Annotated in this window: 28 protein-coding genes; 26 read left to right on the top strand and 2 right to left on the bottom strand. The window is 42.1% G+C overall.

Annotated features, from left to right (window positions below; genetic code table 11):
• Window positions 1–15: 15 nt before the first annotated feature.
• A complete protein-coding gene (locus H8S07_RS12645; RefSeq protein WP_186856142.1) occupies window positions 16–450 on the bottom strand; it encodes a hydrolase in 435 nt (144 codons plus the stop codon).
• Between the two features lie 227 nt (window positions 451–677).
• Here H8S07_RS12645 and H8S07_RS12640 point away from each other — a divergent pair, with 227 nt between their 5' ends.
• From H8S07_RS12640 to purD, 21 genes are all read left to right on the top strand, one after another.
• Complete coding sequence (locus H8S07_RS12640) at window positions 678–887, top strand: small, acid-soluble spore protein, alpha/beta type (RefSeq protein ID WP_118520677.1); 210 nt, start codon at window positions 678–680, stop codon at window positions 885–887.
• Window positions 888–1,023: 136 nt separating this feature from the next.
• Complete coding sequence (locus H8S07_RS12635) at window positions 1,024–1,722, top strand: WecB/TagA/CpsF family glycosyltransferase (protein WP_117538405.1); 699 nt, start codon at window positions 1,024–1,026, stop codon at window positions 1,720–1,722.
• Between the two features lie 173 nt (window positions 1,723–1,895).
• Complete coding sequence (locus tag H8S07_RS12630) at window positions 1,896–2,984, top strand: PucR family transcriptional regulator (protein WP_117538406.1); 1,089 nt, start codon at window positions 1,896–1,898, stop codon at window positions 2,982–2,984.
• A 31-nt stretch (window positions 2,985–3,015) separates the two neighbouring features.
• Window positions 3,016–3,702 (top strand): cell division ATP-binding protein FtsE, encoded by a 687-nt coding sequence (gene ftsE / locus H8S07_RS12625; protein WP_021861335.1) that lies wholly within the window; start codon window positions 3,016–3,018, stop codon window positions 3,700–3,702.
• The gene (ftsX, locus tag H8S07_RS12620; protein ID WP_118520675.1) at window positions 3,692–4,600 is read left to right on the top strand and encodes a permease-like cell division protein FtsX; all 909 of its coding nucleotides are present in this window, start codon (window positions 3,692–3,694) and stop codon (window positions 4,598–4,600) included. The genes ftsE and ftsX overlap by 11 nt, the downstream gene beginning before the upstream one ends.
• Window positions 4,601–4,679: 79 nt before the next feature.
• Window positions 4,680–5,789, top strand: coding sequence for a murein hydrolase activator EnvC family protein (locus H8S07_RS12615; protein WP_186856141.1), 1,110 nt, complete (start codon window positions 4,680–4,682; stop codon window positions 5,787–5,789).
• Window positions 5,790–5,805: 16 nt separating this feature from the next.
• Entirely contained in the window at window positions 5,806–6,978 is a 1,173-nt protein-coding gene (locus tag H8S07_RS12610; protein ID WP_118288790.1) for a S41 family peptidase, read from the top strand.
• 124 nt (window positions 6,979–7,102) lie between these two features.
• Complete coding sequence (locus H8S07_RS12605) at window positions 7,103–8,398, top strand: dihydroorotase (protein WP_021861339.1); 1,296 nt, start codon at window positions 7,103–7,105, stop codon at window positions 8,396–8,398.
• A 78-nt stretch (window positions 8,399–8,476) separates the two neighbouring features.
• Window positions 8,477–9,397: an orotidine-5'-phosphate decarboxylase gene (gene pyrF, locus H8S07_RS12600; RefSeq protein ID WP_021861340.1), complete on the top strand. Its 921-nt coding sequence runs from the start codon at window positions 8,477–8,479 to the stop codon at window positions 9,395–9,397.
• Between the two features lie 11 nt (window positions 9,398–9,408).
• Window positions 9,409–10,194 (top strand): dihydroorotate dehydrogenase electron transfer subunit, encoded by a 786-nt coding sequence (locus H8S07_RS12595; RefSeq protein ID WP_186856140.1) that lies wholly within the window; start codon window positions 9,409–9,411, stop codon window positions 10,192–10,194.
• A complete protein-coding gene (locus H8S07_RS12590) occupies window positions 10,194–11,096 on the top strand; it encodes a dihydroorotate dehydrogenase (RefSeq protein WP_021861342.1) in 903 nt (300 codons plus the stop codon). Before H8S07_RS12595 ends, H8S07_RS12590 begins: the two co-directional genes overlap by 1 nt.
• A gap of 114 nt (window positions 11,097–11,210) precedes the next feature.
• The gene (locus H8S07_RS12585) at window positions 11,211–11,618 is read left to right on the top strand and encodes a sugar transporter (protein WP_186856139.1); all 408 of its coding nucleotides are present in this window, start codon (window positions 11,211–11,213) and stop codon (window positions 11,616–11,618) included.
• Between the two features lie 349 nt (window positions 11,619–11,967).
• The gene (gene pyrE / locus H8S07_RS12580; protein ID WP_021861344.1) at window positions 11,968–12,648 is read left to right on the top strand and encodes an orotate phosphoribosyltransferase; all 681 of its coding nucleotides are present in this window, start codon (window positions 11,968–11,970) and stop codon (window positions 12,646–12,648) included.
• Between the two features lie 17 nt (window positions 12,649–12,665).
• Window positions 12,666–12,818: a hypothetical protein gene (locus H8S07_RS12575; protein WP_021861345.1), complete on the top strand. Its 153-nt coding sequence runs from the start codon at window positions 12,666–12,668 to the stop codon at window positions 12,816–12,818.
• A 32-nt stretch (window positions 12,819–12,850) separates the two neighbouring features.
• Window positions 12,851–13,315, top strand: a complete 465-nt coding sequence (locus H8S07_RS12570) for a VanZ family protein (protein ID WP_021861346.1) — start codon at window positions 12,851–12,853, stop codon at window positions 13,313–13,315.
• A complete protein-coding gene (locus H8S07_RS12565) occupies window positions 13,299–13,643 on the top strand; it encodes a DUF6142 family protein (RefSeq protein WP_186856138.1) in 345 nt (114 codons plus the stop codon). The genes H8S07_RS12570 and H8S07_RS12565 overlap by 17 nt, the downstream gene beginning before the upstream one ends.
• A complete protein-coding gene (locus tag H8S07_RS12560; RefSeq protein ID WP_118520665.1) occupies window positions 13,644–15,692 on the top strand; it encodes an aminopeptidase in 2,049 nt (682 codons plus the stop codon). It abuts the gene before it with no gap.
• 42 nt (window positions 15,693–15,734) lie between these two features.
• Window positions 15,735–16,244 (top strand): 5-(carboxyamino)imidazole ribonucleotide mutase, encoded by a 510-nt coding sequence (purE, locus tag H8S07_RS12555; RefSeq protein ID WP_021861349.1) that lies wholly within the window; start codon window positions 15,735–15,737, stop codon window positions 16,242–16,244.
• Between the two features lie 23 nt (window positions 16,245–16,267).
• The gene (gene purM / locus H8S07_RS12550; RefSeq protein WP_117538415.1) at window positions 16,268–17,293 is read left to right on the top strand and encodes a phosphoribosylformylglycinamidine cyclo-ligase; all 1,026 of its coding nucleotides are present in this window, start codon (window positions 16,268–16,270) and stop codon (window positions 17,291–17,293) included.
• Window positions 17,287–17,913: a phosphoribosylglycinamide formyltransferase gene (gene purN / locus H8S07_RS12545; protein ID WP_117538416.1), complete on the top strand. Its 627-nt coding sequence runs from the start codon at window positions 17,287–17,289 to the stop codon at window positions 17,911–17,913. Before purM ends, purN begins: the two co-directional genes overlap by 7 nt.
• A 15-nt stretch (window positions 17,914–17,928) precedes the next feature.
• Window positions 17,929–19,203: a phosphoribosylamine--glycine ligase gene (gene purD, locus H8S07_RS12540; protein ID WP_021861352.1), complete on the top strand. Its 1,275-nt coding sequence runs from the start codon at window positions 17,929–17,931 to the stop codon at window positions 19,201–19,203.
• A gap of 170 nt (window positions 19,204–19,373) precedes the next feature.
• On the opposite strand, the gene H8S07_RS12535 is transcribed toward purD, so the two are convergent.
• Complete coding sequence (locus H8S07_RS12535) at window positions 19,374–20,231, bottom strand: MurR/RpiR family transcriptional regulator (protein WP_117538417.1); 858 nt, start codon at window positions 20,229–20,231, stop codon at window positions 19,374–19,376.
• 287 nt (window positions 20,232–20,518) lie between these two features.
• Between H8S07_RS12535 and ald the strand changes: the two genes are divergently transcribed.
• From ald to radA, 5 genes are all read left to right on the top strand, one after another.
• Entirely contained in the window at window positions 20,519–21,634 is a 1,116-nt protein-coding gene (ald, locus tag H8S07_RS12530) for an alanine dehydrogenase (protein ID WP_021861354.1), read from the top strand.
• 118 nt (window positions 21,635–21,752) lie between these two features.
• Window positions 21,753–22,136, top strand: a complete 384-nt coding sequence (locus tag H8S07_RS12525; protein ID WP_118520663.1) for a GntR family transcriptional regulator — start codon at window positions 21,753–21,755, stop codon at window positions 22,134–22,136.
• Complete coding sequence (locus tag H8S07_RS12520) at window positions 22,133–24,577, top strand: ATP-dependent Clp protease ATP-binding subunit (protein WP_186856137.1); 2,445 nt, start codon at window positions 22,133–22,135, stop codon at window positions 24,575–24,577. The genes H8S07_RS12525 and H8S07_RS12520 overlap by 4 nt, the downstream gene beginning before the upstream one ends.
• 56 nt (window positions 24,578–24,633) lie before the next feature.
• Window positions 24,634–25,047, top strand: a complete 414-nt coding sequence (locus H8S07_RS12515) for an endosialidase (RefSeq protein ID WP_118520659.1) — start codon at window positions 24,634–24,636, stop codon at window positions 25,045–25,047.
• 103 nt (window positions 25,048–25,150) lie between these two features.
• Entirely contained in the window at window positions 25,151–26,506 is a 1,356-nt protein-coding gene (gene radA / locus H8S07_RS12510; protein ID WP_118520657.1) for a DNA repair protein RadA, read from the top strand.
• The last annotated feature ends 442 nt before the right edge of the window (window positions 26,507–26,948 follow it).

Below are 26,948 nucleotides of genomic sequence, written 5' to 3'. Positions count from 1 at the left end.
ATAAAAAGTTTACAATTAAGGACGGAATGTTTTCAGCGCTTCGATGGTCTGGGCAATCAGATCCTGAACGCTTTTGGACGGTCGCATAACAACGACTGCACCGATCAGTCCGGTCAGCTCGTCAACGGCATAAAGCACCTTTTCCATTTCGTGTTCCGGTTGTATGTCAACAGTAATTGCATAACCGTGACTTGCTGTGGCGTGGATGATTTTTTCATCTGCGCCATTTTCTTTTAAGATTTCTTGCTCTTTGATGCAGTGCTGATCCGGATATTTCTCAAAATCCAGGTCGTGCAGGATCCCTACGACTTCCCAGAAATCTTTCTCATCACCATATCCAAGTTTCTCTGCAAAATAGCGCATTGTTTTTCCGACAATGTCTGCGTGTTCCAGATGAAATTCATCCTGATTATATTCTTTCAATAATGTCCATGCCTGTTCCTGTGTCATATATATACCTCCTGGATGTTATTGCTATAATGATGTCAGGGTCAAAAGATGCCATACGAATTGTTCCGTACTTCGTATTCCACAATTCTATCTGACATTATTATAGCACGGTATATAAGTTCCATACTAATAAGAATCTTTTTTGGCAGACTATAGAAAAAAGTTATTACACGAATATTTTAAAAATGTTATGGAAATACTTTCAAAATAATGAAAGGGGTAATATTATGACTGCAAAAAAGAAAGATCCGATACGGCTGGATCAGATCACGCCGGAAGAGAAAATGAAATATGAAGTAGCAGAGGAGCTGGGACTGCTTGATAAAGTGCTGGCAGAGGGATGGAAATCTTTATCATCCAAGGAAACCGGACGGATTGGCGGGAAGCTGGCAGGACGCAGGCGTCGGCAGCAGCAAAGCGCTGTGAAAGAGGAGTAAAAGTAACAAAAGTATTACGAATGTTAATTAGTATGAACATTTACAGGGAAAGCTTGAAAACAGAAAGCCCTTTTGCTATAATCGAAAAGCTTGATTAGAAGAGTAAAAGATTCGGGATATAGCGGGTGCAGAGAAGATGGACAGCAAGATTAATGTTTTAGGTATATATATAGACAATTACACAGGCAAAGAAGCTATGAAAGAAGCGGTCGGATACATGGAGTCTGATCCGGTTAATATTGTAGAACTTCTTACAGTAGATGCAGTGATGGATGTAGATCTGCAGCAGGAGACGAAGGAACAGCTTAGAAGTTTCGATCTTGTGTTGGCAGGAGACAAGACAATTCTGGAAGCAGCGGATGTGGAAGAGAAGCGTTGTCTGCAGGAGACAGAGAATCATTTATTTATGAAGATGTTCCTGAGATATTTGCATAAGAACCATAAGCGGGTATATCTTCTTGTTGAGACACAGGAAGAGGGAGAAGCATTTTTTCAATATCTGGAACACTATTATAGAGGAATCCAGATTGTTGGGATGGCGAAAGTCTCTGCAGAAAACAGAGCGGATGATATGCTGGTGAATGCGATCAATGGTGCAGAGACAGACTGTGTACTTTCTATGTTATGTTCGCCGCTTCAGGAAGATTTTGCGGCAAAGAACAGAGCACTTCTCAATACGAGAATTCTTTTCGGTATGGGAAAAGCAGCTCCGCCGTGGAAAGAGACCAGCTTTGGAAAGGAAAAAGTCACCCGATTCTTTACCCGGAGAATTTTCAGAAAAGAGATGGAAAAGCAAAAGGCAGAGAGCGACAGGAATGTCGGGGCAGACATTTAAAAGACATACAGATACAGAAAGAAAAAAGTGAGGAAATCAACAAAAAATTGTGATTTCCTCTTTATTTTTTTGTTGATATATATTAATATAGGTCTAGTAATATGCAAATTCACTTAAGATAGAGTAATTTTGTTGTAGAAAATGCATATTGAAATGAGTGGAGGAGATAACCTATGATATCTAATCAAATACTTCAAAACACGATTGAAGGATTGAAAGGGATTACTAGAATTGACTTTTGTATTATGGATACAGATGGTAAGGCCCTTGCAAGTACATTTTCAAAACAGGAGAATTACGAAGACGAGATTCTGTCTTTTGTGGAATCTCCGGCAGACAGTCAGGTAGTACAGGGATATCAGTTCTTTAAGATCTTTGATGAACACCAACTGGAATATATCCTGCTCGCGAACGGCGGCGGAGAAGATGTCTATATGGTGGGCAAGATCGCAGTGTTCCAGATCCAGAATCTTCTGGTAGCATATAAAGAACGGTTTGACAAAGACAATTTCATAAAGAACCTGTTGCTTGATAACCTGTTGTTGGTGGATATTTACAATCGTGCCAAAAAATTACATATTGACACGGAAGTAAGACGTGTTATCTTTATTATTGAGACAAAACACGAGAAGGACAGCAGTGCCCTTGATAATGTGCGCTCACTTCTTGGCGGTAAAGCCAAGGATTTTGTAACAGCGGTAGATGAGAAGAATATTATAGTTGTGAAGGAACTGGAGCCGAATGACGGACATGCAGAATTGGAGAGGATTGCGCAGAATTTCTATAATCTGCTCCGCAATGACGGAGAAGAGGACATTCTGATCGCATATGGTACGGTTGTCAGTGACATCAAAGAAGTATCGAAGTCTTACAAAGAAGCCAAACTGGCGCTTGATGTGGGTAAGATCTTTTTTGGTGAGAAGAATATTATCGCATACAGTGCGCTTGGCATTGGGCGACTGATCTATCAGCTTCCGATTCCTCTGTGCAAGATGTTTATCCGTGAGATTTTTGAGGGGAAATCACCGGATGATTTTGATGAGGAAACATTGACTACGATCAATAAGTTCTTTGAGAATAACCTCAACGTGTCAGAGACTTCAAGACAGCTCTATATTCACCGTAATACTTTAGTTTACCGTTTGGATAAACTTCAGAAAAGTACGGGACTTGATCTTCGTGTATTCGAGGATGCTATTACATTCAAGATTGCATTGATGGTTGTAAAATACATGAAATATATGGAGTCGCTGGAATATTAAATTGCTGGAGTATAATAATTAGGAGGAACATATGATTGAATTAAGAGAAGTAACGAAAGAGTACTCAAAAGGGGTTGCAGCCCTTAATGGTATCAATCTTAAGATTGAACAGGGCGAATTTGTCTTTATTGTTGGAGACAGTGGTTCCGGTAAGTCTACTCTGATTCGTCTGATCATGAAGGAGTTAGATCCTACTTCAGGCACGATCATTGTAAATGGACATAATCTGAACCGCATGAAACATAAAAAGATTCCGTTGTACCGGAGAAAACTGGGCGTTGTATTTCAGGATTTCCGCCTTTTGAAGGATAGAAATATCTATGAGAATATTGCGTTTGCCCAGAGAGTAACCGAGACATCGACAAGAATCATTAAGAAAAAAGTGCCGGCTGCGCTGTCCCTTGTAGGACTTGCACAGAAGTACAAATCATTCCCGAAGGAATTATCCGGTGGAGAGCAGCAGCGTGTTGCAATCGCGAGAGCAATTGTGAATGAACCGGCAATCCTTCTGGCGGATGAGCCTACTGGTAATCTCGATCCGACGAACTCATGGGAAATCATGAAGCTTCTTGAAGAGGCGAATGACCGTGGAACAACTGTACTTGTTGTTACACATAACCAGGAGATTGTAAACGAGATGAAAAAGCGCGTTGTAACGATGAAGAAGGGTGTCATCGTCAGCGACGAGAAAAAAGGTGGGTATAATAATGAGAATTAGTACATTTGGATATTCGATGAAACAGGGCGTGAAGAACATCGGCAGAAATAAGATGTTCTCCATGGCATCCATTGCAACGATGTCAGCTTGTATTTTCCTCTTTGGATTATTCTATTCGATTGTAATGAACTTTAATTACATTGTAGACAAAGCAGAGCAGGGAGTTGCAATTACAGTATTTTTTAGCGAGGATGCAACACAGGAACAGAAAGATAAGATCGGAGAGGATCTGAAGAAGGAAGACGGTGTTCTGGAAGTGAACTATATCAGTGCAGAAGAAGCATGGAATAAGTTCCAGGATGACTACTTCGGAGATTCCAAAGAAGCGGCAGAGGGATTTAAAAATGATAATCCACTGGCAAATTCAGACAACTATGAAGTATACATGTCAGATGTATCCAAGCAGAAACAGGTCGTATCTTATGCAGAGAAACTGGACGGTGTGCGGAAAGTCAACAAGTCAGATACGGTTGCCAAGACTCTGACAAGTGTGAACAAACTGGTTGGTATCATTTCGGCAGCGATTATTTTGATCCTGCTGGCTGTATCTATCTTTCTGATCAGTAATACAGTAACAATGGGTATTACAGTAAGACGGGAAGAGATTGCGATCATGAAATACATCGGAGCGAAGGACGGTTTTGTGCGGGCACCGTTCGTATTTGAAGGTCTTCTGATTGGTGTGATCGGTGCGATCATTCCACTGGTAATGTTATATTTTATGTATGATAAAGCAGTAAGCTATGTGATGACAAGATACAGTCTGCTGAATAATATCGTGGACTTCCTCCCGGTAATGAGAGTATACCGTACACTTTTACCGGTCGGTATTGCTCTTGGAGTAGGTATCGGTTTCCTTGGAAGTACATTTACAATCCGCAAACATCTGAAAGTTTAGTTGCTTTAGCGTACGAAAGAAGCTGTCAGTGACAGGTTCTTCAGATAGCACAAGGGTGTAATTAATAAGGGAGACACAGATGAAGAAGAGAAAAAGAATCCTCAGTCTGTTATTGGTATGTGTTCTGTGCTTCAGCATGACAGGGCAGGCACAGGCATCAAAGATTAGTGCCGCTAAGAAAAAAGCGCAGGTGTTACAGTCGAAGAAAAAAGAGGCAGTAGCAGAGAAGAAAAAACTTCTGGAGCAGTTGGAATCTGTATTGGATGAGATGGAAACAACAAAGAAGAAGATCACTGCCAAAGAAGATGAGATCAGTAAAAAAGAAGATGAACTACTGATTGCGCAGGTAGATGAAGACAATCAGTATGAAGACATGAAGAAACGTATCAAATATATGTATGAGAATGGCAATGCTAAATTCATCGAGATTCTTTGCCAGTCGAAGTCGTTGAGTGACTTTCTGAATAATGCAGAGTACATATCGACGATTTCTTCATATGACAGAACTATGTTGAAAAAGTTCCAGAAAGTTGTAAAGAATGTGCAGGCGCAGGAAGAAGTCCTGAAAAAAGAGAATGCCGAACTGGAAAAGATGCAGGATAATCTGATCGCAAAGCAGAGTACTGTAAAACAGATGCTTTCGGATAAGAAGAATGAGATTGCCGGAATCCAAAAGGATATTAAAAAGAATGCAAGCAAGCTGAGCGCGCTTGAACAGGCAGCGGCAGATGCTGCAAGAAAGAAGCAGGAAGCAGCGAGTTCTTATTCACCCGGAGCGGGTGCGTCTGTCGTATCCGGTAATGGAACATTCACACATCCTTGTCCGGGATACAGTCGCATATCCAGTTATTTCGGATATCGTGAACAGCCACTTGCCGGAGCCAGCACAAATCACAAAGGAATGGATTTTGCGGCGCCGACCGGTACGCCGATTTATGCGGCGGCAGGAGGTACTGTAGTATCTGCCGGATACAGTGGCAAAGCCGGTAACCTGATCGTAATCAATCATGGAAACGGATTATCTACTTACTATATGCACTGCCACAAGATTTACGTCCGGGCAGGGCAGAAAGTAAGCAAAGGACAGAATATAGCAATTGTAGGAACAACGGGTAATTCAACAGGACCACACCTGCATTTCCAGGTTATGTCCGGCGGAGTACCGGTGAACCCGTTGAAATATTTATAGAATAGGACTGACGATTGTGGAACATAAAAAAGGATTTATAAAAGGGGCGCTTACGGGCGCCCTTCTGACATTATTAGTTGTGAGCCTTGCAGCCTGTGGACTGCAGCATATCAATGAAGGAATCATATCATCTGATACAGAGACGAAGTTATCTTATTTGAAAAAACTGATTGATGAGACATATCTGCATGACATAAAAGAGAAAGATCTCAATGAAGGCATTTACAAAGGCTATGTAGAAGGACTAGGGGACCAGTATTCTGCTTATTACGACAAAAAGGAAACAAAAGAGTTGTCGGAAAGCCTGGATGGTTCTTTCAGTGGTATCGGTGCTGTTATGACGCAGGATGCCAGCAGCGGAGTGATCACGATCACACAGGTATACGATGATTCGCCGGCAAAGAAAGCAGGAATTAAGGCTGGAGATATCTTGTACCGAGTAGAAGAGAAAACGGTGACAGGAAAAGATCTGGACAAAGTTGTTTCGTGGATCAAAGGTAAAAAAGGAACAAAGGTCAATCTGACACTGCTTCGTGGAACGAACAGTGATAAGATTAAAGTGACAGCTACACGTGACGTGATCAATGTTGAGACAGTGAAATATAAAGTGCTGGAAAATCAGATTGGATATATTTCCATTTCAGAGTTTGATTCTGTGACAGGTGCTCAGTTCGCAAAAGCATTGAAACAGCTGCAAAAGAAGAATATAGAAGGACTGGTCGTAGATTTAAGAAACAATCCGGGAGGAAGTCTCTCTACGGTGTGTGATATTCTTGACAGCATCCTCCCAAAAGGACTGATCGTTTACACGAAGGATAAGAATGGAAAGAAGGAAGAATATACATCGGATGAAAAACACCGGTTAAACCTTCCGATGTCTGTGCTGGTAAATGGTCAGAGCGCAAGCGCATCAGAGATTTTTGCCGGAGCAGTACAGGATTATGGCAAAGCTGAGATTATAGGAACACAAACTTACGGAAAAGGTGTGGTACAGAATCTGTTTGATCTGAAAGATGGCACCTGCGTAAAATTAACGACATCCGAGTATTTTACACCGAAAGGCCGCAACATTGATGGCAAAGGAATCACGCCGGATGTAAAGATCGAATATAAATATAATGCCAAAGATCCAAAGGCAGACAATCAGCTTGATAAAGCGGTGTCTGTTGTAAAAGACAAAATAAAATAATCGATGAAAATAAAGGGAATGCTTTTTTGGCATTCCCTTTTAACATGCCATGTGATAGAATAAAAACGAAAATTTTTCTAAATGAAATCCTGGGAAATCATTTCCGGAAGAAAGGATTATAGATATGACAGTTTTAATTAAAAATGGACATGTTGTAGATCCACTCACAAAAAAAGATGGAGTATACGATGTGTTGGTAGAAGGAAAGAAAATTCAGAAAATTGCAGAGAAGATCGATGAGAAAGCGGACAGAGTGATCGATGCAAGAGGAACTTATGTGTTGCCGGGATTTATTGATCTGCATGTACATCTCAGAGATCCGGGACTGGAATACAAGGAAACACTGGAGACAGGCGGAAGAGCGGCGGTACACGGTGGTGTGACGACAATCTGTGCGATGCCGAATACGAAACCGGTGATCGACAGCCGGGAGAAAGTAGAAGCTGTGCATGAAAGAGCCGTGAAAGAATCACCGGCACATGTTATCCAGCTTGGCGCAGTTACTTGTGGACAGGAAGGAAAAGAACTGGCTGATATTGCAGGAATGGCAGCGGCGGGATGCCATGCGATCAGTGAAGATGGCAAATCTGTAATGAATGCATCTTTATACCGTAAAGGGATGAAAGAAGCGAAGAAGGCAGGAATCAGTGTATTTGCACACTGCGAGGACATTACCATGGTCGAAGGAGGCGTGATGAATGCAGATGAGAATGCGAAGCGTCTCGGACTTAAGGGAATCACAAACTCTGTAGAAGATGTGATCGTTGCAAGAGATATCCTGCTGGCAAAAGAGACAGGCGTACGTCTGCATCTGTGCCACTGCTCTACAAAGGACAGTGTGACGATGGTAGAGATGGCGAAAAAAGAAGGACTTCCGGTAACGGCAGAAGTATGTCCGCATCATTTTATACTGACTTCAGATGATATCAAAGAAGATGATGGAAACTTCAAGATGAATCCGCCGCTGCGCAGCAGAGAAGATGTTGAAGCGCTCCGCATGGGACTTAAGAATGGAATTATGGATGTGATTTCTACAGACCACGCACCACATTCTGAAGAAGAGAAGAACCGTTCCATTGAGAAAGCATCTTTTGGTATCGTAGGTCTGGAAACTTCAGCAGCGCTTACTTATACAGAACTGGTGAAGACAGGCGTGCTCAGTATTATGGATATGGCAGAGAAGATGAGTTATAATCCGGCGCAGATATTGGGGCTTACTGAAAAAGGAGCAGTGGCAGAAGGAAAGATTGCGGATCTTGTAATTTTTGATCCGGATGCTAACTATAAGATTGATAAGAATACATTCTTTTCCAAAGGGAAGAATACACCGTTTGACGGAAGAGAAGTATACGGCCGGGTAGAATATACACTGGCGGATGGTGAAATCGTATATGAGTATCAGGATACCAGAAAGGTGTAGTATGCAACGGCATGCAAGTGTTAGGGCAGAGTATCTTACGATGTGTAACAGTACAGAGAATATAGGAGGAATAAGAGGATGATCAACAAATTAGTAGCAAACATTAAGAAGACAGGGGCACCGATCGTAGTAGGGCTTGATCCGATGTTAAATTATATTCCGGAGCAGGTACAGAAAAAAGCATTTGCTGAATACGGAGAGACGCTGGAAGGTGCAGCAGAAGCAATCTGGCAGTTTAACAAAGCAATCGTAGATAATACTTATGATCTGATCCCGGCTGTAAAACCGCAGATTGCCATGTATGAGCAGTTTGGCATTCCGGGAATGCAGGCATTCAAGAAAACTGTAGATTACTGCAAAGAGAAAGGACTTGTAGTGATCGGAGATATCAAACGTGGCGATATCGGATCAACATCCGCAGCCTATGCAGTCGGACATCTTGGAAAAGTTGCAGTTGGAAGCAAGAGCTATGCAGCATTTGATGAAGATTTCGCAACAGTGAATCCATATCTTGGATCTGATGGTGTGAATCCATTTCTGGATGTATGCAAAGAAGAGAAGAAAGGAATTTTCGTGCTGGTTAAAACATCCAATCCATCCAGTGGCGAATTCCAGGATCAGAAGATCGACGGACGTCCGCTCTATGAACTGGTTGGAGAGAAAGTGGCCGCATGGGGCACAGAAGCAATGGGAGACGAATACAGCTATGTAGGAGCCGTTGTTGGAGCAACTTATCCGGAGATGGGTAAAGTACTGCGTAAGATCATGCCGAAAGCATACATTCTTGTTCCGGGATATGGTGCACAGGGTGGAAAAGGAAAAGATCTTGTACACTTCTTTAACGAAGACGGACTCGGTGCGATCGTGAACTCATCCAGAGGAATCATCGCTGCATACAAGCAGGAGAAATATGCAAAATTCGGAGCAGAGAATTTTGCAGATGCATCCAGAGCAGCAGTAGAAGACATGGTTGCAGATATCAAAGGAGCACTTGGTTAAGGAGAAAATAAATGGCTAAAATGGAAAAAGAACAGGCACGTGTCCTCTCTCAGGAGATGCTGGCTGCCGGTATATACAGTATGTGGATTCAGACAAAGGCTGCAAAAAATGCAAAACCGGGACAGTTTATATCCATGTATACAAATGACGCAGGTAAATTATTGCCGCGTCCGATCAGTATTTGTGAGATAGACCGTGAGAGTGAGAAACTTCGTGTAGTATACCGGGTAACCGGAGAAAACACAGGTACAGAGCAGTTTTCAAAACTGCAGGCGGGAGATACAATTGATATTGTTGGATCTCTTGGCAATGGATTTCCGCTTGAGAAAGCAAAAGGGAAAAAAGTATTTCTGATGGGTGGAGGAATCGGAGTGCCGCCGATCTTACAGCTTGCTAAGGAAATGGAATGTGAAAAGAAGCGGATCATTGTCGGTTACCGGGATGCGCAGACATTTCTGAGAGAAGAGTTTGAAGCAAACGGAGAAGTTTATATTGCAACAGAAGACGGAAGTGTAGGAACAAAGGGCAATGTTATGGATGCAATCCGGGAAGCAGCTCTGGAAGCAGAGATTATTTACGCTTGTGGACCGGCTCCGATGCTTCGTGCGATCAAAGCATATGCAGCAGAAAATCAGATTGAATGTTATATATCTTTAGAAGAACGGATGGCATGCGGAATCGGTGCCTGTCTGGCGTGCGTCTGCAAATCAAAAGAAAAAGATGCACACAGCAATGTACATAACAAACGGATCTGTAAAGACGGACCGGTATTTCTTGCTACGGAGGTGGAAATCTAATGGACATGAGAGTGAATATTGCCGGAGTAGAATGGAAGAATCCGGTTACTGTAGCATCCGGAACGTTTGGATCAGGAGAAGAGTTTTCCGATTTTGTAGATTTGAATAAGTTAGGTGCAGTAACAACAAAAGGTGTGGCAAATGTACCGTGGTCCGGTAATCCGACTCCGCGTGTAGCAGAAGTATACGGCGGCATGATGAATGCAATCGGATTACAGAATCCGGGAATTGAGCTGTTCTGCGAGAGAGATATCCCGTTTCTTAAAAAATACGATACAAAGATTATTGTCAATGTCTGCGGACATGCGCCGGAAGAGTATCTTGCAGTTGTAGAAAGACTTGCAGATGAACCGATCGACATGATGGAGATCAATATTTCCTGCCCGAATGTAAATGCAGGCTTTCTCGCTTTTGGACAGGATGCCGGTCATGTAGAAAAACTGACTGCCCAGATCAAGAAGATTGCAAAACAGCCGGTTATCATGAAACTGACACCGAACGTAACGGATATTACGGAGATTGCAAAAGCGGCAGAAGCAGGAGGTGCAGATGCAATTTCTCTGATCAATACATTAACAGGAATGAAGATTGATATTAACCGAAAAACATTTGCACTTGCAAATAAGACCGGGGGCGTGTCAGGTCCAATCGTGCATCCAATTGCTGTGCGCATGGTTTATCAGGCAGCACAGGCAGTGAAGATTCCGATCATCGGAATGGGAGGTATCCAGTCGGCGGAAGATGCGATTGAATTTTTACTTGCGGGTGCAAGTGCCGTTTCTGTAGGAACAGCGAATTTCTATCATCCGAATATCACAGAAGAAGTGGTTGACGGAATCCGTGCATATATGGAGAAGAATGGCTTTGATAAAGTTTCGGATATGGTAGGGATTGTAAAATAAAACGGATGTCGAAATATAGAAAAAAACAATAAATACCATACAAAAAAACAATTGGATTTTGCCGGAGGACAGCTTTATACTAAAAGAAGATGTAAATGTAGGAGGTAATGAAGTATGTCAATTACAGCTGAAACAGCGAAAGCGCATGCAAAAGACCCGGCAGTTCTTTGCTGCAGAGCAGAAGGTGGAATTACAATTGAACCGGCTAACCTGGAAGATCCGGCAATCTTTGATGAATTAGTAGATTCTGGATTATTAAATCTGGATGGATGTCTTACAATCGAGCAGGTACTGGGAGCAAAACTTACAAAGACAAGTGATTCTCTCTGTCCACTTACTGTAGACAACGTAGAAGGAATCAAAGAAGTTACAGAAGAAGTACCGGCTGAGGAAGCACTGGCAGAAGAAGCTGCAGTTGCTCCGGAAGTGAATGTAGAAGGTGCAGCAGTGACTGTAAAACATGGAAAGGTAGTTATTTCTATCAAAGAAGGAAAAGATATTTATCTTGAACTGCCAATCTAGTATTAAAAAAGGGATGTAAGAAAACTGTCGTACGTATCGCGTACGGCAGTTTTTTTTGTGTCGCGTTTTCCACACGTTGCCTGTAAAGAAAAATTGTGTTATTATTAAAAATAATGATGCCATACGAATTGTTTCGTACTTCGTACTCCCGCAATTCTACCCAATATTCGCATATCGTGAAGCTTATGCTCCACTTTTATGCTCATATCGGGCGGGGCACTAAGCCATAAAACCACTCATGTGCAAGCACATCGTGGTTTCAGGCTTTTGCCCCTGGCATCATATAATGTAAAAAAATAAGAGCAGAGCTGTAAGAGCAAAACTGCTCACTCATACGGAGGATAGAAAGATGGAGAGCTACAAACAGGAATTTATTAAATTTATGGTAGAAAGCGATGTGCTGAAATTTGGAGAATTTACATTAAAGAGTGGAAGAAAATCCCCTTTCTTTATGAATGCAGGAGCATATGTGACAGGCTCCCAGCTTAAGAAACTCGGAGAATACTATGCAAAAGCAATCCATGATACATACGGAGATGATTTTGATGTGTTGTTCGGACCGGCATATAAAGGTATTCCACTTGGGGTTGTAACTGCAATTGCATACAGTGAATTATATGGAAAAGAAGTACGTTATTGCTCTGACAGAAAAGAAGAGAAAGATCACGGTGCAGATAAAGGAAGCTTTCTTGGAAGCAAATTAAAAGACGGCGACCGTGTGATCATGATCGAAGATGTTACAACATCCGGTAAATCCATGGAAGAGACAGTTCCTAAGGTAAAAGGCGCCGCTGATGTTACGATCGTGGGACTTATGGTTTCTTTAAACCGTATGGAGGTTGGAAAAGGCGGAGAAAAATGCGCACTCGACGAGATCAAAGACCTGTACGGATTCGATACTGCAGCGATCGTTACAATGGAAGAAGTTACAGAGTGTCTGTACAACAAAGAGTGTAACGGAAAAATTGTGATCGATGATACATTAAAAGCAGCAATTGACGCATATTATAAACAATATGGAGCGAAATAATAACGGAGGATTTCACTATGAATGAGAAGATATACAAATCCATGACTTTTGCAGGAGTTTCTAATATTGCAGTTGGAGTTATCGTAGCAGTGGTAGGTGTTGTCACGGGAATCATTACGATCATTAGCGGTGCCCGTCTGCTGAAAGAGAAGAAGAAGCTTACATTTTAAGCATGGACAGATAAATAAGGGGAGTGTACAAAGTGAATTCGGGCAGTAGAAAGAGAATTCGTATATTAGGGAAGATATTATTCGTATTATATATTATTTTTATTATCTATTTCCTGCTTTTTTCTGACTGGTACGGACGTACCGGTCAGATGCAGGAGTATCATTATAATCTCGTATTATTTAAAGAAATTAAAAGATTCTGGTATTATCGGGATCAGGTAGGCATGTTTGCAACATTTACGAATCTGTTTGGAAATGTTGTGATTTTTATTCCGTTTGGATTTTTTATGCCGATGGCAAGCAAACATAGAAGTTTTCTGGCTACATTGTTTTACAGTTTCGGGTTGAGCTTGTGCGTTGAAAGTTTTCAGCTGATCACGAAAGTTGGATGTTTTGATGTGGATGATCTGCTGCTTAATACGCTTGGCGGTGTGGCAGGATATCTGATATTTATCATCTGTGTGGCACTAAGGAGGATACATGGTCGTAAAAAATAAACAGAAAAGAAAAATGATGCGAACCAGATTCGGACAGTCACCAAGGAGACATTCCAGAAAAGGAATGAAATCATGTATACTTGCAGTGCTGTCATTTCTGCTTCTGGTCTTTATGATCTGGATTTCATTTTGTTTAAAAGGAAATGTAAATATCCTGGTCGGTTTTGCAGGACTGTTTACTATGGTGATGGCAGGATATGGCATTTATCAGGGCGTTACAGGACTGAGAGAAAGAGATAAAAATTACATTACGTGCAAAGTGGGAATTGCAGTCTGCAGCGCACTTTTCCTTGGCATGTGCGCAATATTTATCAGGGGGCTTGTTTAGATGGTGGAAGAAAGATACAATCTGGTGGTAGATAGAATTGGCGATATTAAGGAAGAAAGAACGGTGGATGTGAAGTTCCGTGACTATTTTGTAAAAGTTGCGGAATTTATTCATCTTATTGATGGGACGAAAAAGAAAATAGAGGATCATACATTTGATGGGATGCAGATAGAAGAACTGGCTGCATGGAACAAGAAGCTTTACAGCGATATCCTTCCGGAACATTACCGGGAGAGCTATGCAAATCCGGATTATGCGGTGGCGCAGCTTGGAGAAGCGTATGGAAGCACACTCAGTGCGCTGTATGCGGAAATACGTGCAGCAATCGTGTATGTATATGAAAAGAAAACAGAATATTTAGATATTCTGTTTGAACTTTTTATAGAGGTATATAATCAGTTCGAGGAAGAAGAAATGCCGGAGCCACATGTGTTAAAGGAGATCCTGTACTGGTACGCCAGCGATTACTGTGATGTTTTTGTGGCAGACCGCATCCATGAGCAGGTAGATGCTACACAGTCTTTTGCAGCAGATCTGATCCTTGGAAGTGATCTTGCAGATCTTCGTTATCTGTATCGCTTTGGAGAGTATATCAGTGACAGTGAGCTGACAACTGCAAAATATCTGTTGTCACTAGATGAAACAACAATTCAGAAGATGGCAGATGTATACACAGAAGGATACCGGATCGGTTTTGTGAATACCGGAAAAGATCTGTCTAAGAAAAAGACGGTCAATATCCGTTATGTATTAGGCTTTGAACGTGTTGTCAAAAAAGCAATTGAGAATTTTGATAAAATGGGGCTTAAGCCGGTTATTTACCGGAGTGGTGTCAGCATGCTGACGAAGAGACAGCATTTGAAGATTGGATACTATGGAGCTATTGCAAATAAACAATATGAGTATGATCACAGAAATGACCAGGCGTTATTTTTGGATAAGAAATTTGTGGAACGCAAATTAGAAGTGATCGCGACTACTTACGAACATCTGAAAGAAGAAGCGGGAGCTTTTGCAGGACCGGCATGCATAGAGATGTTTGGAGAAGTTCCGTTTGTGCCGGAGCAGAAAGAAACAGCTCTGAAATTAAGCGAGAAACAGCAGGAGTTGTCCGTATTTTTTGACGGACGTCAGAGTCGGCTTACGAACACTTATATTCCGGGAGATGAGAGAAGTTTTACGATCATTGCGTATCCGGTGCCGGAGATCGGAGAAGATTACGAGGAGATATTCCAGGAGATTATCCGGATCAATACGCTGGATGCGGGATTGTATGAACAGGTTCAGCAGACACTGATCGATGCACTGGACCGAGGAGAGTCCGTGCATATCTGCGGGGAAAATGGGAACCGCACTGACCTTACTGTACAGCTACACACGCTGAGTGATCCGGAAAAAGAGACAATTTTTGAAAACTGTGTTGCTGATGTGAACATTCCGGTGGGAGAAGTATTTACATCACCGGTACTGGAAGGAACAAACGGTGTACTGCATGTGAGCAAAGTTTATCTGAATGAGTTACAGTACAAAGATCTGGAAATTACATTTTCCAATGGAATGGTTGCAGATTACCGGTGTAGCAATTTCGAACGAGAGCTGGAGAATAAGGAATATATCCGGGATAATGTTTTGTATCGTCATGACACACTGGCACTTGGAGAATTCGCAATCGGAACAAATACGACTGCTTATCAGGCGGCAAAAAAATATGGCATTGAGGATAAAATGCCGATTCTGATCGCAGAGAAGATGGGACCACATTTTGCAGTGGGGGATACCTGCTATAGTTGGTGTGAGGATATAGCGGTTTACAATCCAAATGGGAAAGAAATCATAGCAAGAGATAATTCGGTCTCAATCCAGAGAAAAGAGGATTTGGGAAAGGCGTACTATCACTGCCATACAGATATTACCATTCCGTACGAAGAACTTGGAAAGATCGAAGTAAATAAAAAAGACGGCGGTCATATTTTACTTCTGGAACATGGAAGGTTTGTTCTGCCGGGTACGGAGATTTTAAATGAGCCATTGAAAAATATAGATAAATAATGTAATATTTTCAATAGTAGAAGAACAGAAAGGAAGAGAAAAATGCCAAAAGTAGGAATTGTGATGGGCAGCGACTCGGATTTAAAAGTAATGAGCAAAGCTGCAGCGATGTTGGAAAAATTAGGGATTGATTATGAGATGACGATTATCTCAGCGCACAGAGAACCAGATGTTTTCTTCGACTGGGCGAAATCCGCAGAAGGAAAAGGAATTAAAGTAATCATAGCAGGTGCAGGTATGGCAGCACATCTTCCGGGAATGTGTGCGGCATTATTCCCGATGCCGGTTGTAGGAGTGCCGATGTCAGGTAAGAACTTGGCGGGTGAAGATGCACTGTTTTCAATTGTACAGATGCCACCTGGAATCCCGGTTGCCACAGTAGCAATTGATGGTGGTATGAACGCAGCAATTCTTGCAGCTAAGATTCTTGCAGTTTCAGACGCAGAGCTTCTTGAAAAGCTTAAAGCTTATACAACAGAGATGAAAGAGACAGTACAGGCAAAAGCTGCAAAACTGGATGAAATCGGATACGAAGCATATTTAAATAAATAAAACATACACAAAGGAGACGAGTTATGGATTACAAAAAAGCTGGTGTCGATATTGAGGCAGGTTATAGATCAGTAGAACTGATGAAGGAGCATGTAAAGAAAACAATGCGTCCGGAAGTTTTAGGCGGACTGGGAGGATTCTCAGGAGCATTTTCTCTTACAAAGATTAAAGAGATGGAAGAGCCGGTGCTCTTATCCGGAACAGATGGATGTGGAACAAAAGTGAAACTTGCCATGGTCATGGACAAGCATGATACGATCGGGATCGATGCAGTAGCAATGTGTGTCAATGATATTGCATGTGCAGGTGGAGAACCGTTATTTTTCTTGGATTATATTGCGTGTGGCAAGAATTATCCGGAGAAGATCGCAGCAATCGTAAGTGGTGTTGCAGAAGGATGCCTTCAGTCAGAGGCGGCGCTGATTGGTGGAGAGACAGCAGAGCATCCGGGACTTATGCCGGAGAATGACTATGATCTGGCTGGTTTTGCAGTTGGTGTCTGCGATAAGAAAGATATGATCACAGGGGAGAATTTAAAAGCAGGCGATGTACTGATTGGTATGGCGTCCAGCGGTGTACACAGTAATGGTTTTTCTCTCGTCCGCAAAGTTTTTGAGATGACAAAAGAATCTCTGGATACTTATTATGATGAACTTGGCAAGACGCTTGGAGAGGCGTTACTTGCTCCGACAAGAATCTATGTAAAAGCTTTAAAGAATGTGAAAAATGTCGGTGTAACAGTAAAAGCCTGCAGCCATATTACCGGTGGTGGATTTTATGAAAATATTCCTCGTATGCTCATTGACGGTATGCATGCAGTTGTAGAAAAAGACAGCTATCCGGTACCACCAATCTTCAAACTGCTTGCTGAGAAAGGCGATATTGAAGAGCAGATGATGTACAATACATACAATATGGGATTGGGTATGATCGTTGCAGTTGATCCGGCAGATGTTGATAAGACAATGGAAGCAATTAAGGCAGCAGGAGATGAACCGTATGTTGTAGGACATATTGAAGCAGGAGAAAAAGGAGTTACCTTATGCTAAATGTAGTTGTAATGGTATCCGGCGGAGGAACGAATCTTCAGGCGATCATTGACGCAGTTCATTCCGGCAAGATTACAAATACCCGGATTGCAGGTGTGATCAGCAATAATCAGAATGCATATGCACTGACAAGGGCAGAGGAGAATGGTATTGCTGCACAGTGTATTTCACCTAAGCAGTTTTCAGACAGAACAGAATTTAACAGGGCACTGCTTGATGTGGTTGATGCGATGGAACCGGATCTTATCGTGCTGGCTGGATTTCTGGTTGTAATTCCACCGGAGATGATCCGTAAATATGAACACCGTATCATTAATATACATCCGTCTCTGATCCCGTCTTTTTGCGGGACTGGATATTATGGACTGAAAGTACATGAAGCGGCACTTGCAAGAGGTGTGAAAGTGGTCGGCGCGACCGTGCATTTTGTGGATGAAGGAACTGATACAGGACCGATCATCCTGCAGAAAGCGGTGGAAGTACAGAATGGAGATACTCCGCAGATACTTCAGCGACGTGTGATGGAGCAGGCAGAGTGGCAGATCCTGCCAAGAGCGATTGACCTGATCGCTAATGGAAAAGTAAGTGTGACAGAAAGAATTGCAACAGTGAATGAATAAGTGGAGGACGAGAAGATGAATGTATTGATCGTAGGTAGTGGCGGAAGAGAACATGCAATTGCTTATTGTGTAGCAAAGAGTCCGAAGGCAGATAAGATATACTGTGTTCCGGGGAATGCAGGAATAGCACAGATTGCAGAGTGTGCGCCAATCGGAGCGATGGAATTTGACAAAATTGTAGCTTTTGCAAAGAAAAAGGACATCGATCTCGTTATCGTCGGAATGGATGATCCTTTGGTAGGCGGACTGGTAGATGCGCTGGAAGCAGAAGGTATTCGTACATTCGGACCAAGAAAGAATGCAGCAATTCTGGAAGGTTCAAAAGCATTTTCCAAAGATCTGATGAAAAAATACAATATTCCAACGGCTGCTTATGAGAATTTTACAGATCCGGATAAGGCACTTGATTATCTGAAGACAGCAAAGATGCCGGTTGTATTAAAAGCAGACGGATTGGCACTCGGAAAAGGTGTACTGATCTGCAATACACTGGAAGAGGCAAAAGAAGGCGTGAAGACGATTATGCTGGATAAGAAATTTGGCTCTGCCGGTAACGAAATGGTGATTGAAGAGTTCATGGTTGGACGTGAAGTCTCTGTCCTTTCTTTCGTAGATGGAAATACAATTAAGACAATGACTTCTGCACAGGATCATAAACGTGCAGGAGACGGAGATACAGGACTTAATACCGGCGGAATGGGTACATTCTCGCCAAGCCCGTTCTACACAAAAGAGGTAGAAGATTTCTGTAATAAATATATTTATCAGGCAACGGTTGATGCCATGAAAGCTGAAGGAAGACCATTTAAAGGTGTGATTTTCTTCGGACTCATGCTGACAGAAGCTGGTCCGAAAGTGTTGGAGTACAATGCCCGATTCGGAGATCCGGAAGCACAGGTTGTCCTGCCACGTATGAAGAATGATATTTTGGAAGTAGTAGAAGCCTGCATAGATGGAACGCTTGATCAGGTAGATCTGCAGTTTGAAGACAATGCAGCAGTATGTGTCGTTCTGGCAAGTGATGGATATCCGGTCAAATACGAAAAAGGAATTCCAATCCACGGTCTGGAAAAATTCGATGATGCAGACGGATATTATTGTTTCCATGCAGGGACGAAAGAAAACGATGGACAGATCGTCACAAACGGAGGACGTGTTCTTGGAATTACTGCAAAAGGAAAAGATTTAAAAGAAGCCCGTGCAAATGCTTATGCAGCAACAGAATGGGTAGAATTTGCAAACAAATATATGCGTCATGATATCGGTAAAGCGATTGACGATGCAATGTAAAATATAGTATTTATTAAAAACATAAAAGCCAGCTTCCGGTTAGCGGATGATGTGTCTCTGTATCAGGATACATCATCCGCTAACCGGAAGCTGGCTTCTTGTTATGGCGGCATCTGACGACCGCTAATCAACGAATAAAACTCACAGAGCGTGTTTTGACGTTAAACATATCAATATGTGCCCAGCTCACTTAAGTACTGGTCGATTTTTTTCAGCCGCTTCTCAATGCCCTTCACATGGTGGCTGATCGTATCAAGCAGTGCTTCACATGCAAACTGTGGTGCGACAAGAGAATTGAAAAAAGCATTGCTGTCAACCGGAACTGTAATCAGAACAGTGGCATAAGGTGCGAGAAGTGCACTTGGCTTGTCTGTGAAAAGAATAATCTGTGCGCCGGCATCACATGCCATCTGTACAGCAAGTTTATCCATGGAAGAGTACCTTGGAAAGCTGAATACGATCAGGCAGTCCTCTTTTGAAATATTACACATATGATCAATCGGGCTGATGGAAGCGGAAGAAGTGCTTTCCACTCCGCGTACCATATGCTTCAGGTACAGAAGGAAATAATCGCCCAGACATGCATTGCCGCGGGATGCAACGATATATTTGTGTCTGCTGTTGATAATAATATTTGCAGCTTCATCAAAAGCAGAAGTTGCATTCTGCGAAAAAATAGTATCCAGATTTTTCGTTGTATTTTTATAATGTCTTTTAATATAATCTGAATTAGTTTCCAATTTTGCCTGCTTGGCAACTCGCTGTGAAGGTACAGTAATGGAGCTGGAAATGCTCAGCACCTTATCCTGATAATCCTTTCGCAGGGATTTCTGGAATTCCATAAATCCACTGTAACCCAGAGAGCGGCTGAACCGTACGACAGAAGATTCGCTTACGCCAAGAGTGTCGGCGATATCCGTTGAAGTCATAAAGCAGGCATCGGCTGAATTGTCCAGAACATATTTGGCAATCAGCTTCTGCGTTTTTGTCAGAGTTGCATTATGTATTGTTTCTCTTAGTTCTTTCATAGTCTATTCCTCAGTTTTTTTACATATAAATAGAAATGAGATATTTCTAACTTAAATTTAATCATGAAAAGCCTAAATATGCAAGTGCAATTGTCGGCACAATTGACATATTATTAACGAAAATAAAACTTTCGTGAAATAAATAACTTTTATTGCATAACAGAAAGGGTTGTGTTAGTATAATTTTAGAGATAAATGAATAATATTCTTCATAAAAAATGAAAGATGAAAAATATTATCCCGGAAACTAAAAAGAAACGACATCAGTAAAACAGGAGGTAGTAAAAATGAAAGTTGGATGCGTAAAAGAAATCAAAAACAATGAATTTCGTGTAGGTATGACCCCTAACAATGTAAAGAGTTACAAAAATGCAGGACATGAAGTTTATATCGAAAAAGGCGCAGGGGTTGGCTCCGGCTTTACAGACAAAGAGTATGAAGATGCGGGCGCAATCATGATTGATTCCGCAAAAGAAGTATGGGACACCGTTGAGATGATGATCAAAGTAAAAGAGCCTCTTCCGGAAGAATATCCATTATTCCATGAAGGCCTGATTCTTTATACATATTTACATCTGGCAGCGGACAAACCGCAGACAGATGCACTCCTGAATGGAAAAGTAAAAGGCGTTGCATATGAGACATTGATCGAGCGTGACGGAAGTATTCCGCTTCTTGCACCGATGAGCCAGATTGCAGGCCGTCTGAGTATTCAGGAAGGCGCGAAATACCTCGAAAAACGTTTTGGCGGAGAAGGTGTTCTCCTGGCAGGTGTTCCAGGTACACCAAAGGCTAATATTGTAATCTTAGGCGGTGGTTCTGTAGGAACGAACGCATGCAAGATCGCAGTAGGTATGGGTGCCAATGTAACAATCCTTGATATTAATTTAAAGAGACTTGCATATCTGGATGATATTTTTGGAGCAAGAATCCAGACACTTGCATCTAATGATTCCAATATCGAACATGCAGTAAAAGAGGCAGATCTTGTAATCGGTTCTGTTCTGATTCCTGGTAAATCTGCACCGAAGCTGTTTAAAAAAGCATATTTAAAAGAGATGAAACCAGGTGCTGTATTTGTTGACGTGGCAGTTGACCAGGGCGGATGCGGTGAGACAACAAAAGTTACGTATCATGATGATCCGATTTTTATTGAAGACGGAATCGTACATTACTGTGTAGGAAATATGCCTGGAGCAGTTCCGAGAACATCTACAATTGCACTTACGAATGCAACATTAAGCTATGGACTTCAGATTGCAGGAAAAGGTCTGGAGCAGGCTTGTAAAGATAACGAAGTGATTTTCTCAGCAATTAATACATACGATGGAAAACTGACATGTAAGAACGTTGCAGACAGTTATGACTGCTACGAATATGCAGATATCCATACACTCGTATAAGAGAGAAATTTCCAAACTTAATTCCTTCAAAGTTGCGAAAGAGAGCTTACAGTTTTTATTGTAAGCTCTCTTTAATTGTGTTATAGTGGTTGTATAACAAAATGAAAAAGGTGATAATGTGCTGATAGAAGTTGATTTTAACAGCGATGAAGCAATCTATGTACAGTTGCAGAACCAGATCATTATGGGAATTGCAACAGAGATGATCAAAGAAGGTGATACGCTTCCGTCGGTCAGACGTCTTGCAGACAATATAGGGATTAATATGCATACGGTGAACAAGGCATATTCTATTTTAAAGCAGGAAGGCTTTATACAGCTTGACCGCAGACGAGGTGCTGTGATCGCCATTGACGTAGACAAAGCGAGAGCGCTTCTGAAGTTGGAAGGACAGTTAAGAATCCTTCTGGCAAAGGGATGCTGTAAGAATATAACCAGAGAAGAAGTTCATACTCTGGTTGATGAGATTTTTGATGAATACGGGAAAGGAAAGACAGAATGATTTATACAGAACAGGCAAAAGAGGCGCTTCGCCTGTCCAGGACAATTGCGAAGGAGCTGCATCATCCTTATATAGGAACTGAGCATTTACTGCTTGCATTACAGAAAGTATTTACAGGTGTTGCAGGACAGGTGCTGGCAATGAACCGTGTGGATGAAGAACGTCTCGTGCAGGTTATTAATGAACTTGTAACTCCGGTTGCAGGTATACAGACGATTGACAGCAGAAGTATTAAGAACAGTCCAAGATTGGAATTTGTGTTAGAAGAGAGTAAGATAGAAGCAGTGCGCGTGCATGCAGATAAGATAGGAACAGAACACATGCTCCTTGCGCTTGTGCATGATGCAGACTGTGTGGCGGCAAGAATATTGCAGACGTTAAATATCAGTCTGCAGAAGATATCACAGGATATCTGGCTTGTATCCGGTGTTGATCCGAGAGAGATGATGGAGGATATGGCAGCAGATGCAGGTGGAAGAAAGGATTCCGTGCTGGATCAGTATGGAACAGATCTGACACTGCGTGCAGAAGAAGGCAAATTAGATCCGGTGATCGGACGAGAGAAAGAGATTGAGCGTCTGATGGAGATCTTGAGCAGAAGAACAAAGAACAATCCGTGCCTAGTCGGCGAACCGGGGGTAGGAAAGACCGCAGTGATCGAAGGTCTTGCAGCCCGAATTGCTGCAGGAATTGTTCCGGAAAGTATGAAGAACAGGCGGATTTATACGATGGATCTTGCGGGAATGCTTGCAGGCACGAAGTACCGCGGAGAATTTGAAGAACGTATGAAACGGCTGATCCGTGAAGTAGAGAATGCTGGAGATATCATTTTATTTCTGGATGAAGTGCATACGATCATTGGCGCAGGCGGTGCAGAAGGTGCGATGGATGCTTCTAATATTTTAAAACCATCGCTTGCGAGAGGAGAACTGCAGCTTATTGGTGCAACAACGATTTCTGAATATCGCAAATATATAGAGAAAGATGCTGCATTGGAGCGCAGATTCCAGCCGGTTATGATTGAAGAGCCGGATGAGAAGAAGTGCACAGAGATTTTAAAAGGATTAAGAGCCGGTTATGAGAAGCATCATCAGATAGAGATTGATGAAGAAGCGCTGGATGCTGCGGTGAAGTTATCTGAGCGCTATATCAGTGATCGCTTTTTGCCGGATAAAGCCATCGATGTTCTTGATGAAGCGTGCGCGAAAGTACGGTTGCGTGGATTCAAGGCACCGGCATCTGTATATGATCTGGAGGAACGTCTTGCAAAAGTAAAGACAGATCTGGAAAATGCGATCCGCAGCGGTGATATGTCGGAAGCCAGAGAGAAGAACCAGGAAAAAGAGCAGATCCAGAGGAAATTAGAACGGACGCAGGAGCGCTTCCGGCGGAAGAATAAGGAAAGTAAATTTACTGTCACAGAAGATGATATTGCAGATGTTGTAGCTGAATGGACGAAGATCCCGGTACACAGACTTAAGGAAGAAGAAAGCGTGAGACTTAAGAAGCTGGAGGCAACGCTTCATAAACGTGTAGTCGGTCAGGAAGAAGCCGTTACGGCGGTGGCAAAGGCAGTAAGACGTGGACGTGTCGGTTTGAAAGATCCGAACCGCCCGATCGGTTCATTCTTGTTCCTCGGACCAACTGGTGTAGGAAAGACAGAGCTTTCAAAAGCGTTGGCGGAAGCAATGTTTGGAAGTGAAGAGTCTATGATCCGGGTAGATATGTCCGAATATATGGAAAAACACAGCGTGGCAAAACTAATCGGATCTCCACCGGGATATGTCGGGCATGAAGATGGTGGTCAGTTGAGCGAGCAGGTGCGCAGACATCCATATTCGGTTGTATTGTTCGACGAAATTGAAAAAGCGCATCCGGATGTATTTAATATATTGTTACAGGTTTTAGATGATGGACATATTACAGATTCACAAGGAAGAAAAGTAGATTTCCGTAATACCGTGATTATTATGACATCGAATGCCGGAGCACAGGCGATCATTGATCCGAAGAAGCTTGGATTTAATGTGAAGGAAAATGCGGCCGATGATTATAAGCGGATGAAAGATAATGTCATGCGTGAGATCAAACTGATCTTCCGCCCGGAATTTTTGAACCGTATTGATGAGATTCTTGTGTTCCATCCGCTTGGAAAAGCAGAAATCAAGAAGATTGTCGGAATGATGTGCCGCGAACTTACGAAGCGTGCGAAAGAACAGCTTGGAATTAAACTGACGATCCGTGAATCTGTGAAAGAGTATATTGCAGAAACGGGAATGGATCAAAAATACGGCGCAAGACCGCTCAGAAGAGCGGTACAGAACCAGCTGGAGGAACCGCTGGCAGAAGCACTTCTGAATGGAGAAGTAAAAAAAGACTCCGAAATAGTAGTCGGAATGTCTAAAAAAGAAATAAAATTTATCCCAAAAGCTACAAAATAAAAATGTTTTGATATATAATAGGGATACGAAAGAAGAACTGTAGGAGGACACATGAAATGGCAGCTGTGAAAGAATTATTAAGAGCTGAGAATGATGGAACATTAAGCTTTGGAGATTATACATTAGGGAGTAAGACCAAACTGGACGGTTTTGAATTTCAGGGAGACATTTACAAAGTAAAGACATTTTCTGAGATTACCAAACTGGAGAAGAACGAAATGTTCGTATATGAATCCGTACCGGGAACAGCAGTTACGAATTTTAATGCATCTGAACAAGTCGTTACATTTTCTGTATCAGCAATGCAGGATGCTCAGTTTACACTGGAACTGGAGGCAGATACCGAGTATGTAGTATATCTGGATGATGTGAATGTCGGAGATATGAAGACGAATCTGAGTGGTAAGCTGAGCGTCAGCGCTGAACTGGAACCAGAGCGTTCGATGAAAGTTAAGATCATTAAAAAATAATCCCGAACGATTATTGATATTGATGGAAACAAAGTGAAACAGAAAAGTCAAAAAGGGCTGCGAGAGAGCAGCTCTTTTTTTACCAAATTGTAGGAGCGTTAGAATGGCAAAAGCAAAGAAGAGTGTATATTTCTGTCAGAACTGTGGGCATGAAGAGTCAAAGTGGCTTGGGCAGTGCCCGATGTGTAAGGAATGGAATACATTTGCAGAAGAAAAGGTAGTATCGATAAAAGGACAGAAAAGTTCGAAGGAAAAACAGGTACAGGCAGTAACTTTGTCGAGTGTGACAACAGACGAAGATGAGAGAATGAAAACAGAACTGGTAGAACTGGACAGGGTGCTTGGCGGAGGAATTGTGCCAGGATCACTGGTCCTGGTTGGCGGAGATCCCGGAATTGGTAAATCGACATTACTTTTACAGGTTTGTCAGAAACTTTCTGCAATGAATAAAAAGGTGTTGTATATTTCAGGAGAAGAATCTCTGAAACAAATAAAACTGCGTGCGAACAGGATGGGTGAATTTTCAGAAAATCTTTATCTGTTATGTGAGACAAGTCTGAATCTGATCCAGACAGCAATCGAACGGGAAAAGCCGGATGTGGTAGTGATTGATTCTATACAGACAATGTACAATGAAGAGATTGGATCGGCGCCGGGGAGCGTTTCGCAGGTGCGGGAATCTACGAACGTATTTATGCAATTGGCAAAAGGTATGAATATTGCGATTTTTATTGTCGGTCACGTGACAAAAGAAGGTACAGTTGCAGGACCAAGAGTTCTGGAGCACATGGTAGATACCGTACTTTATTTTGAAGGGGACAGACATGCTTCTTACAGAATACTTCGAGGAGTAAAAAACAGATTTGGCTCCACGAATGAAATTGGCGTGTTTGAAATGAGAAAAGAAGGCCTTGTAGAAGTTGAGAATCCGTCAGAATTTATGCTGAGTGGCAAACCGGAAAATGCATCGGGATCGGTTGTTGCCTGTGCAATGGAAGGAACAAGACCAATGCTGATGGAAATTCAGGCGCTGGTTTGTAAAAGTAACTTTGGAATGCCGAGAAGAACGGCAGCAGGAATTGACTATAACAGAGTGAATCTGCTGATGGCGGTTCTGGAAAAAAGAGTCGGATTGCCGTTATCCGGTTATGATGCGTATGTAAATATTGCCGGAGGAATCCGTATGAATGAGCCGGCAGTAGATCTTGGAATTATAATGGCAGTTGCGTCAAGTTATAAAAATCGTCCTGTAAGTGAAGATACGATTGTGTTTGGTGAAGTTGGGCTCAGTGGTGAGGTGCGTGCAGTAACCATGCCTGAACAGAGAGTTGCAGAGGCTAAGAAGCTTGGATTCAAGGTGTGCGTGGTCCCGGAAGTGTCGTTGAAATCAATTGGTAAAGTAGAAGGAATAGAAGTAATTGGCGTAAAAAGTGTAAATCAGACGATGAACTTATTGTAAGAAATAATTATCAGAATATTCGGAATTGAAGAAATTATAAAAACATTATTGACAATTATGAATTGTAGTGGTATTCTAATATAGCTGTCGCGTGAGACACACCTGAGAAGCGTAGATGTCACACGGAAGACAACAAAGAAAAATAAAAAAGTTGTTGACAAACGACATGAGATGTGATAACCTATTAAAGCTGTCGCTTGAGACAACAGATAAGAACCTTGATAATTAAACAATAGACAACAACCCTGAAAATTCTTAAGAGAATATTCAGAACGGACAAAGAACAAAATGAAGTTCGACTCTGTCGAACGACTTTCACACTAAATTCGTGAAAGACCTCAATAAGTGTTCAATGTCAACCTTAAAACAGTAAAAGGGATAAGAAAGCTAGTAGTTTTCTTGAACTGGAACGAACTTGATTTTAAATCCGAGTCAAATCGGA

The sequence above is a fragment of the Dorea hominis genome, assembly GCF_014287705.1.
GTDB classification, from domain to species: domain Bacteria; phylum Bacillota; class Clostridia; order Lachnospirales; family Lachnospiraceae; genus Dorea_D; species Dorea_D hominis.
This window is presented reverse-complemented; position numbering and strand designations above follow the sequence as displayed.

What these genes read in the sequence shown, in the direction of transcription:
- H8S07_RS12645 (WP_186856142.1), bottom strand. Translation starts at nt 450, where the DNA reads ATGACACAGGAACAGGCATGGACATTATTGAAAGAATATAATCAGGAT.
- H8S07_RS12630 (WP_117538406.1), top strand. Translation starts at nt 1,896, where the DNA reads ATGATATCTAATCAAATACTTCAAAACACGATTGAAGGATTGAAAGGG.
- purD (WP_021861352.1), top strand. Translation starts at nt 17,929, where the DNA reads ATGAATGTATTGATCGTAGGTAGTGGCGGAAGAGAACATGCAATTGCT.
- H8S07_RS12515 (WP_118520659.1), top strand. Translation starts at nt 24,634, where the DNA reads ATGGCAGCTGTGAAAGAATTATTAAGAGCTGAGAATGATGGAACATTA.
- ald (WP_021861354.1), top strand. Translation starts at nt 20,519, where the DNA reads ATGAAAGTTGGATGCGTAAAAGAAATCAAAAACAATGAATTTCGTGTA.
- pyrE (WP_021861344.1), top strand. Translation starts at nt 11,968, where the DNA reads ATGGAGAGCTACAAACAGGAATTTATTAAATTTATGGTAGAAAGCGAT.
- radA (WP_118520657.1), top strand. Translation starts at nt 25,151, where the DNA reads ATGGCAAAAGCAAAGAAGAGTGTATATTTCTGTCAGAACTGTGGGCAT.
- H8S07_RS12585 (WP_186856139.1), top strand. Translation starts at nt 11,211, where the DNA reads ATGTCAATTACAGCTGAAACAGCGAAAGCGCATGCAAAAGACCCGGCA.
- H8S07_RS12560 (WP_118520665.1), top strand. Translation starts at nt 13,644, where the DNA reads ATGGTGGAAGAAAGATACAATCTGGTGGTAGATAGAATTGGCGATATT.
- purN (WP_117538416.1), top strand. Translation starts at nt 17,287, where the DNA reads ATGCTAAATGTAGTTGTAATGGTATCCGGCGGAGGAACGAATCTTCAG.
- H8S07_RS12605 (WP_021861339.1), top strand. Translation starts at nt 7,103, where the DNA reads ATGACAGTTTTAATTAAAAATGGACATGTTGTAGATCCACTCACAAAA.
- H8S07_RS12565 (WP_186856138.1), top strand. Translation starts at nt 13,299, where the DNA reads ATGGTCGTAAAAAATAAACAGAAAAGAAAAATGATGCGAACCAGATTC.
- purM (WP_117538415.1), top strand. Translation starts at nt 16,268, where the DNA reads ATGGATTACAAAAAAGCTGGTGTCGATATTGAGGCAGGTTATAGATCA.
- H8S07_RS12520 (WP_186856137.1), top strand. Translation starts at nt 22,133, where the DNA reads ATGATTTATACAGAACAGGCAAAAGAGGCGCTTCGCCTGTCCAGGACA.
- H8S07_RS12575 (WP_021861345.1), top strand. Translation starts at nt 12,666, where the DNA reads ATGAATGAGAAGATATACAAATCCATGACTTTTGCAGGAGTTTCTAAT.
- pyrF (WP_021861340.1), top strand. Translation starts at nt 8,477, where the DNA reads ATGATCAACAAATTAGTAGCAAACATTAAGAAGACAGGGGCACCGATC.
- H8S07_RS12640 (WP_118520677.1), top strand. Translation starts at nt 678, where the DNA reads ATGACTGCAAAAAAGAAAGATCCGATACGGCTGGATCAGATCACGCCG.
- H8S07_RS12615 (WP_186856141.1), top strand. Translation starts at nt 4,680, where the DNA reads ATGAAGAAGAGAAAAAGAATCCTCAGTCTGTTATTGGTATGTGTTCTG.
- H8S07_RS12595 (WP_186856140.1), top strand. Translation starts at nt 9,409, where the DNA reads ATGGCTAAAATGGAAAAAGAACAGGCACGTGTCCTCTCTCAGGAGATG.
- H8S07_RS12635 (WP_117538405.1), top strand. Translation starts at nt 1,024, where the DNA reads ATGGACAGCAAGATTAATGTTTTAGGTATATATATAGACAATTACACA.
- ftsX (WP_118520675.1), top strand. Translation starts at nt 3,692, where the DNA reads ATGAGAATTAGTACATTTGGATATTCGATGAAACAGGGCGTGAAGAAC.
- H8S07_RS12590 (WP_021861342.1), top strand. Translation starts at nt 10,194, where the DNA reads ATGGACATGAGAGTGAATATTGCCGGAGTAGAATGGAAGAATCCGGTT.
- ftsE (WP_021861335.1), top strand. Translation starts at nt 3,016, where the DNA reads ATGATTGAATTAAGAGAAGTAACGAAAGAGTACTCAAAAGGGGTTGCA.
- H8S07_RS12535 (WP_117538417.1), bottom strand. Translation starts at nt 20,231, where the DNA reads ATGAAAGAACTAAGAGAAACAATACATAATGCAACTCTGACAAAAACG.
- purE (WP_021861349.1), top strand. Translation starts at nt 15,735, where the DNA reads ATGCCAAAAGTAGGAATTGTGATGGGCAGCGACTCGGATTTAAAAGTA.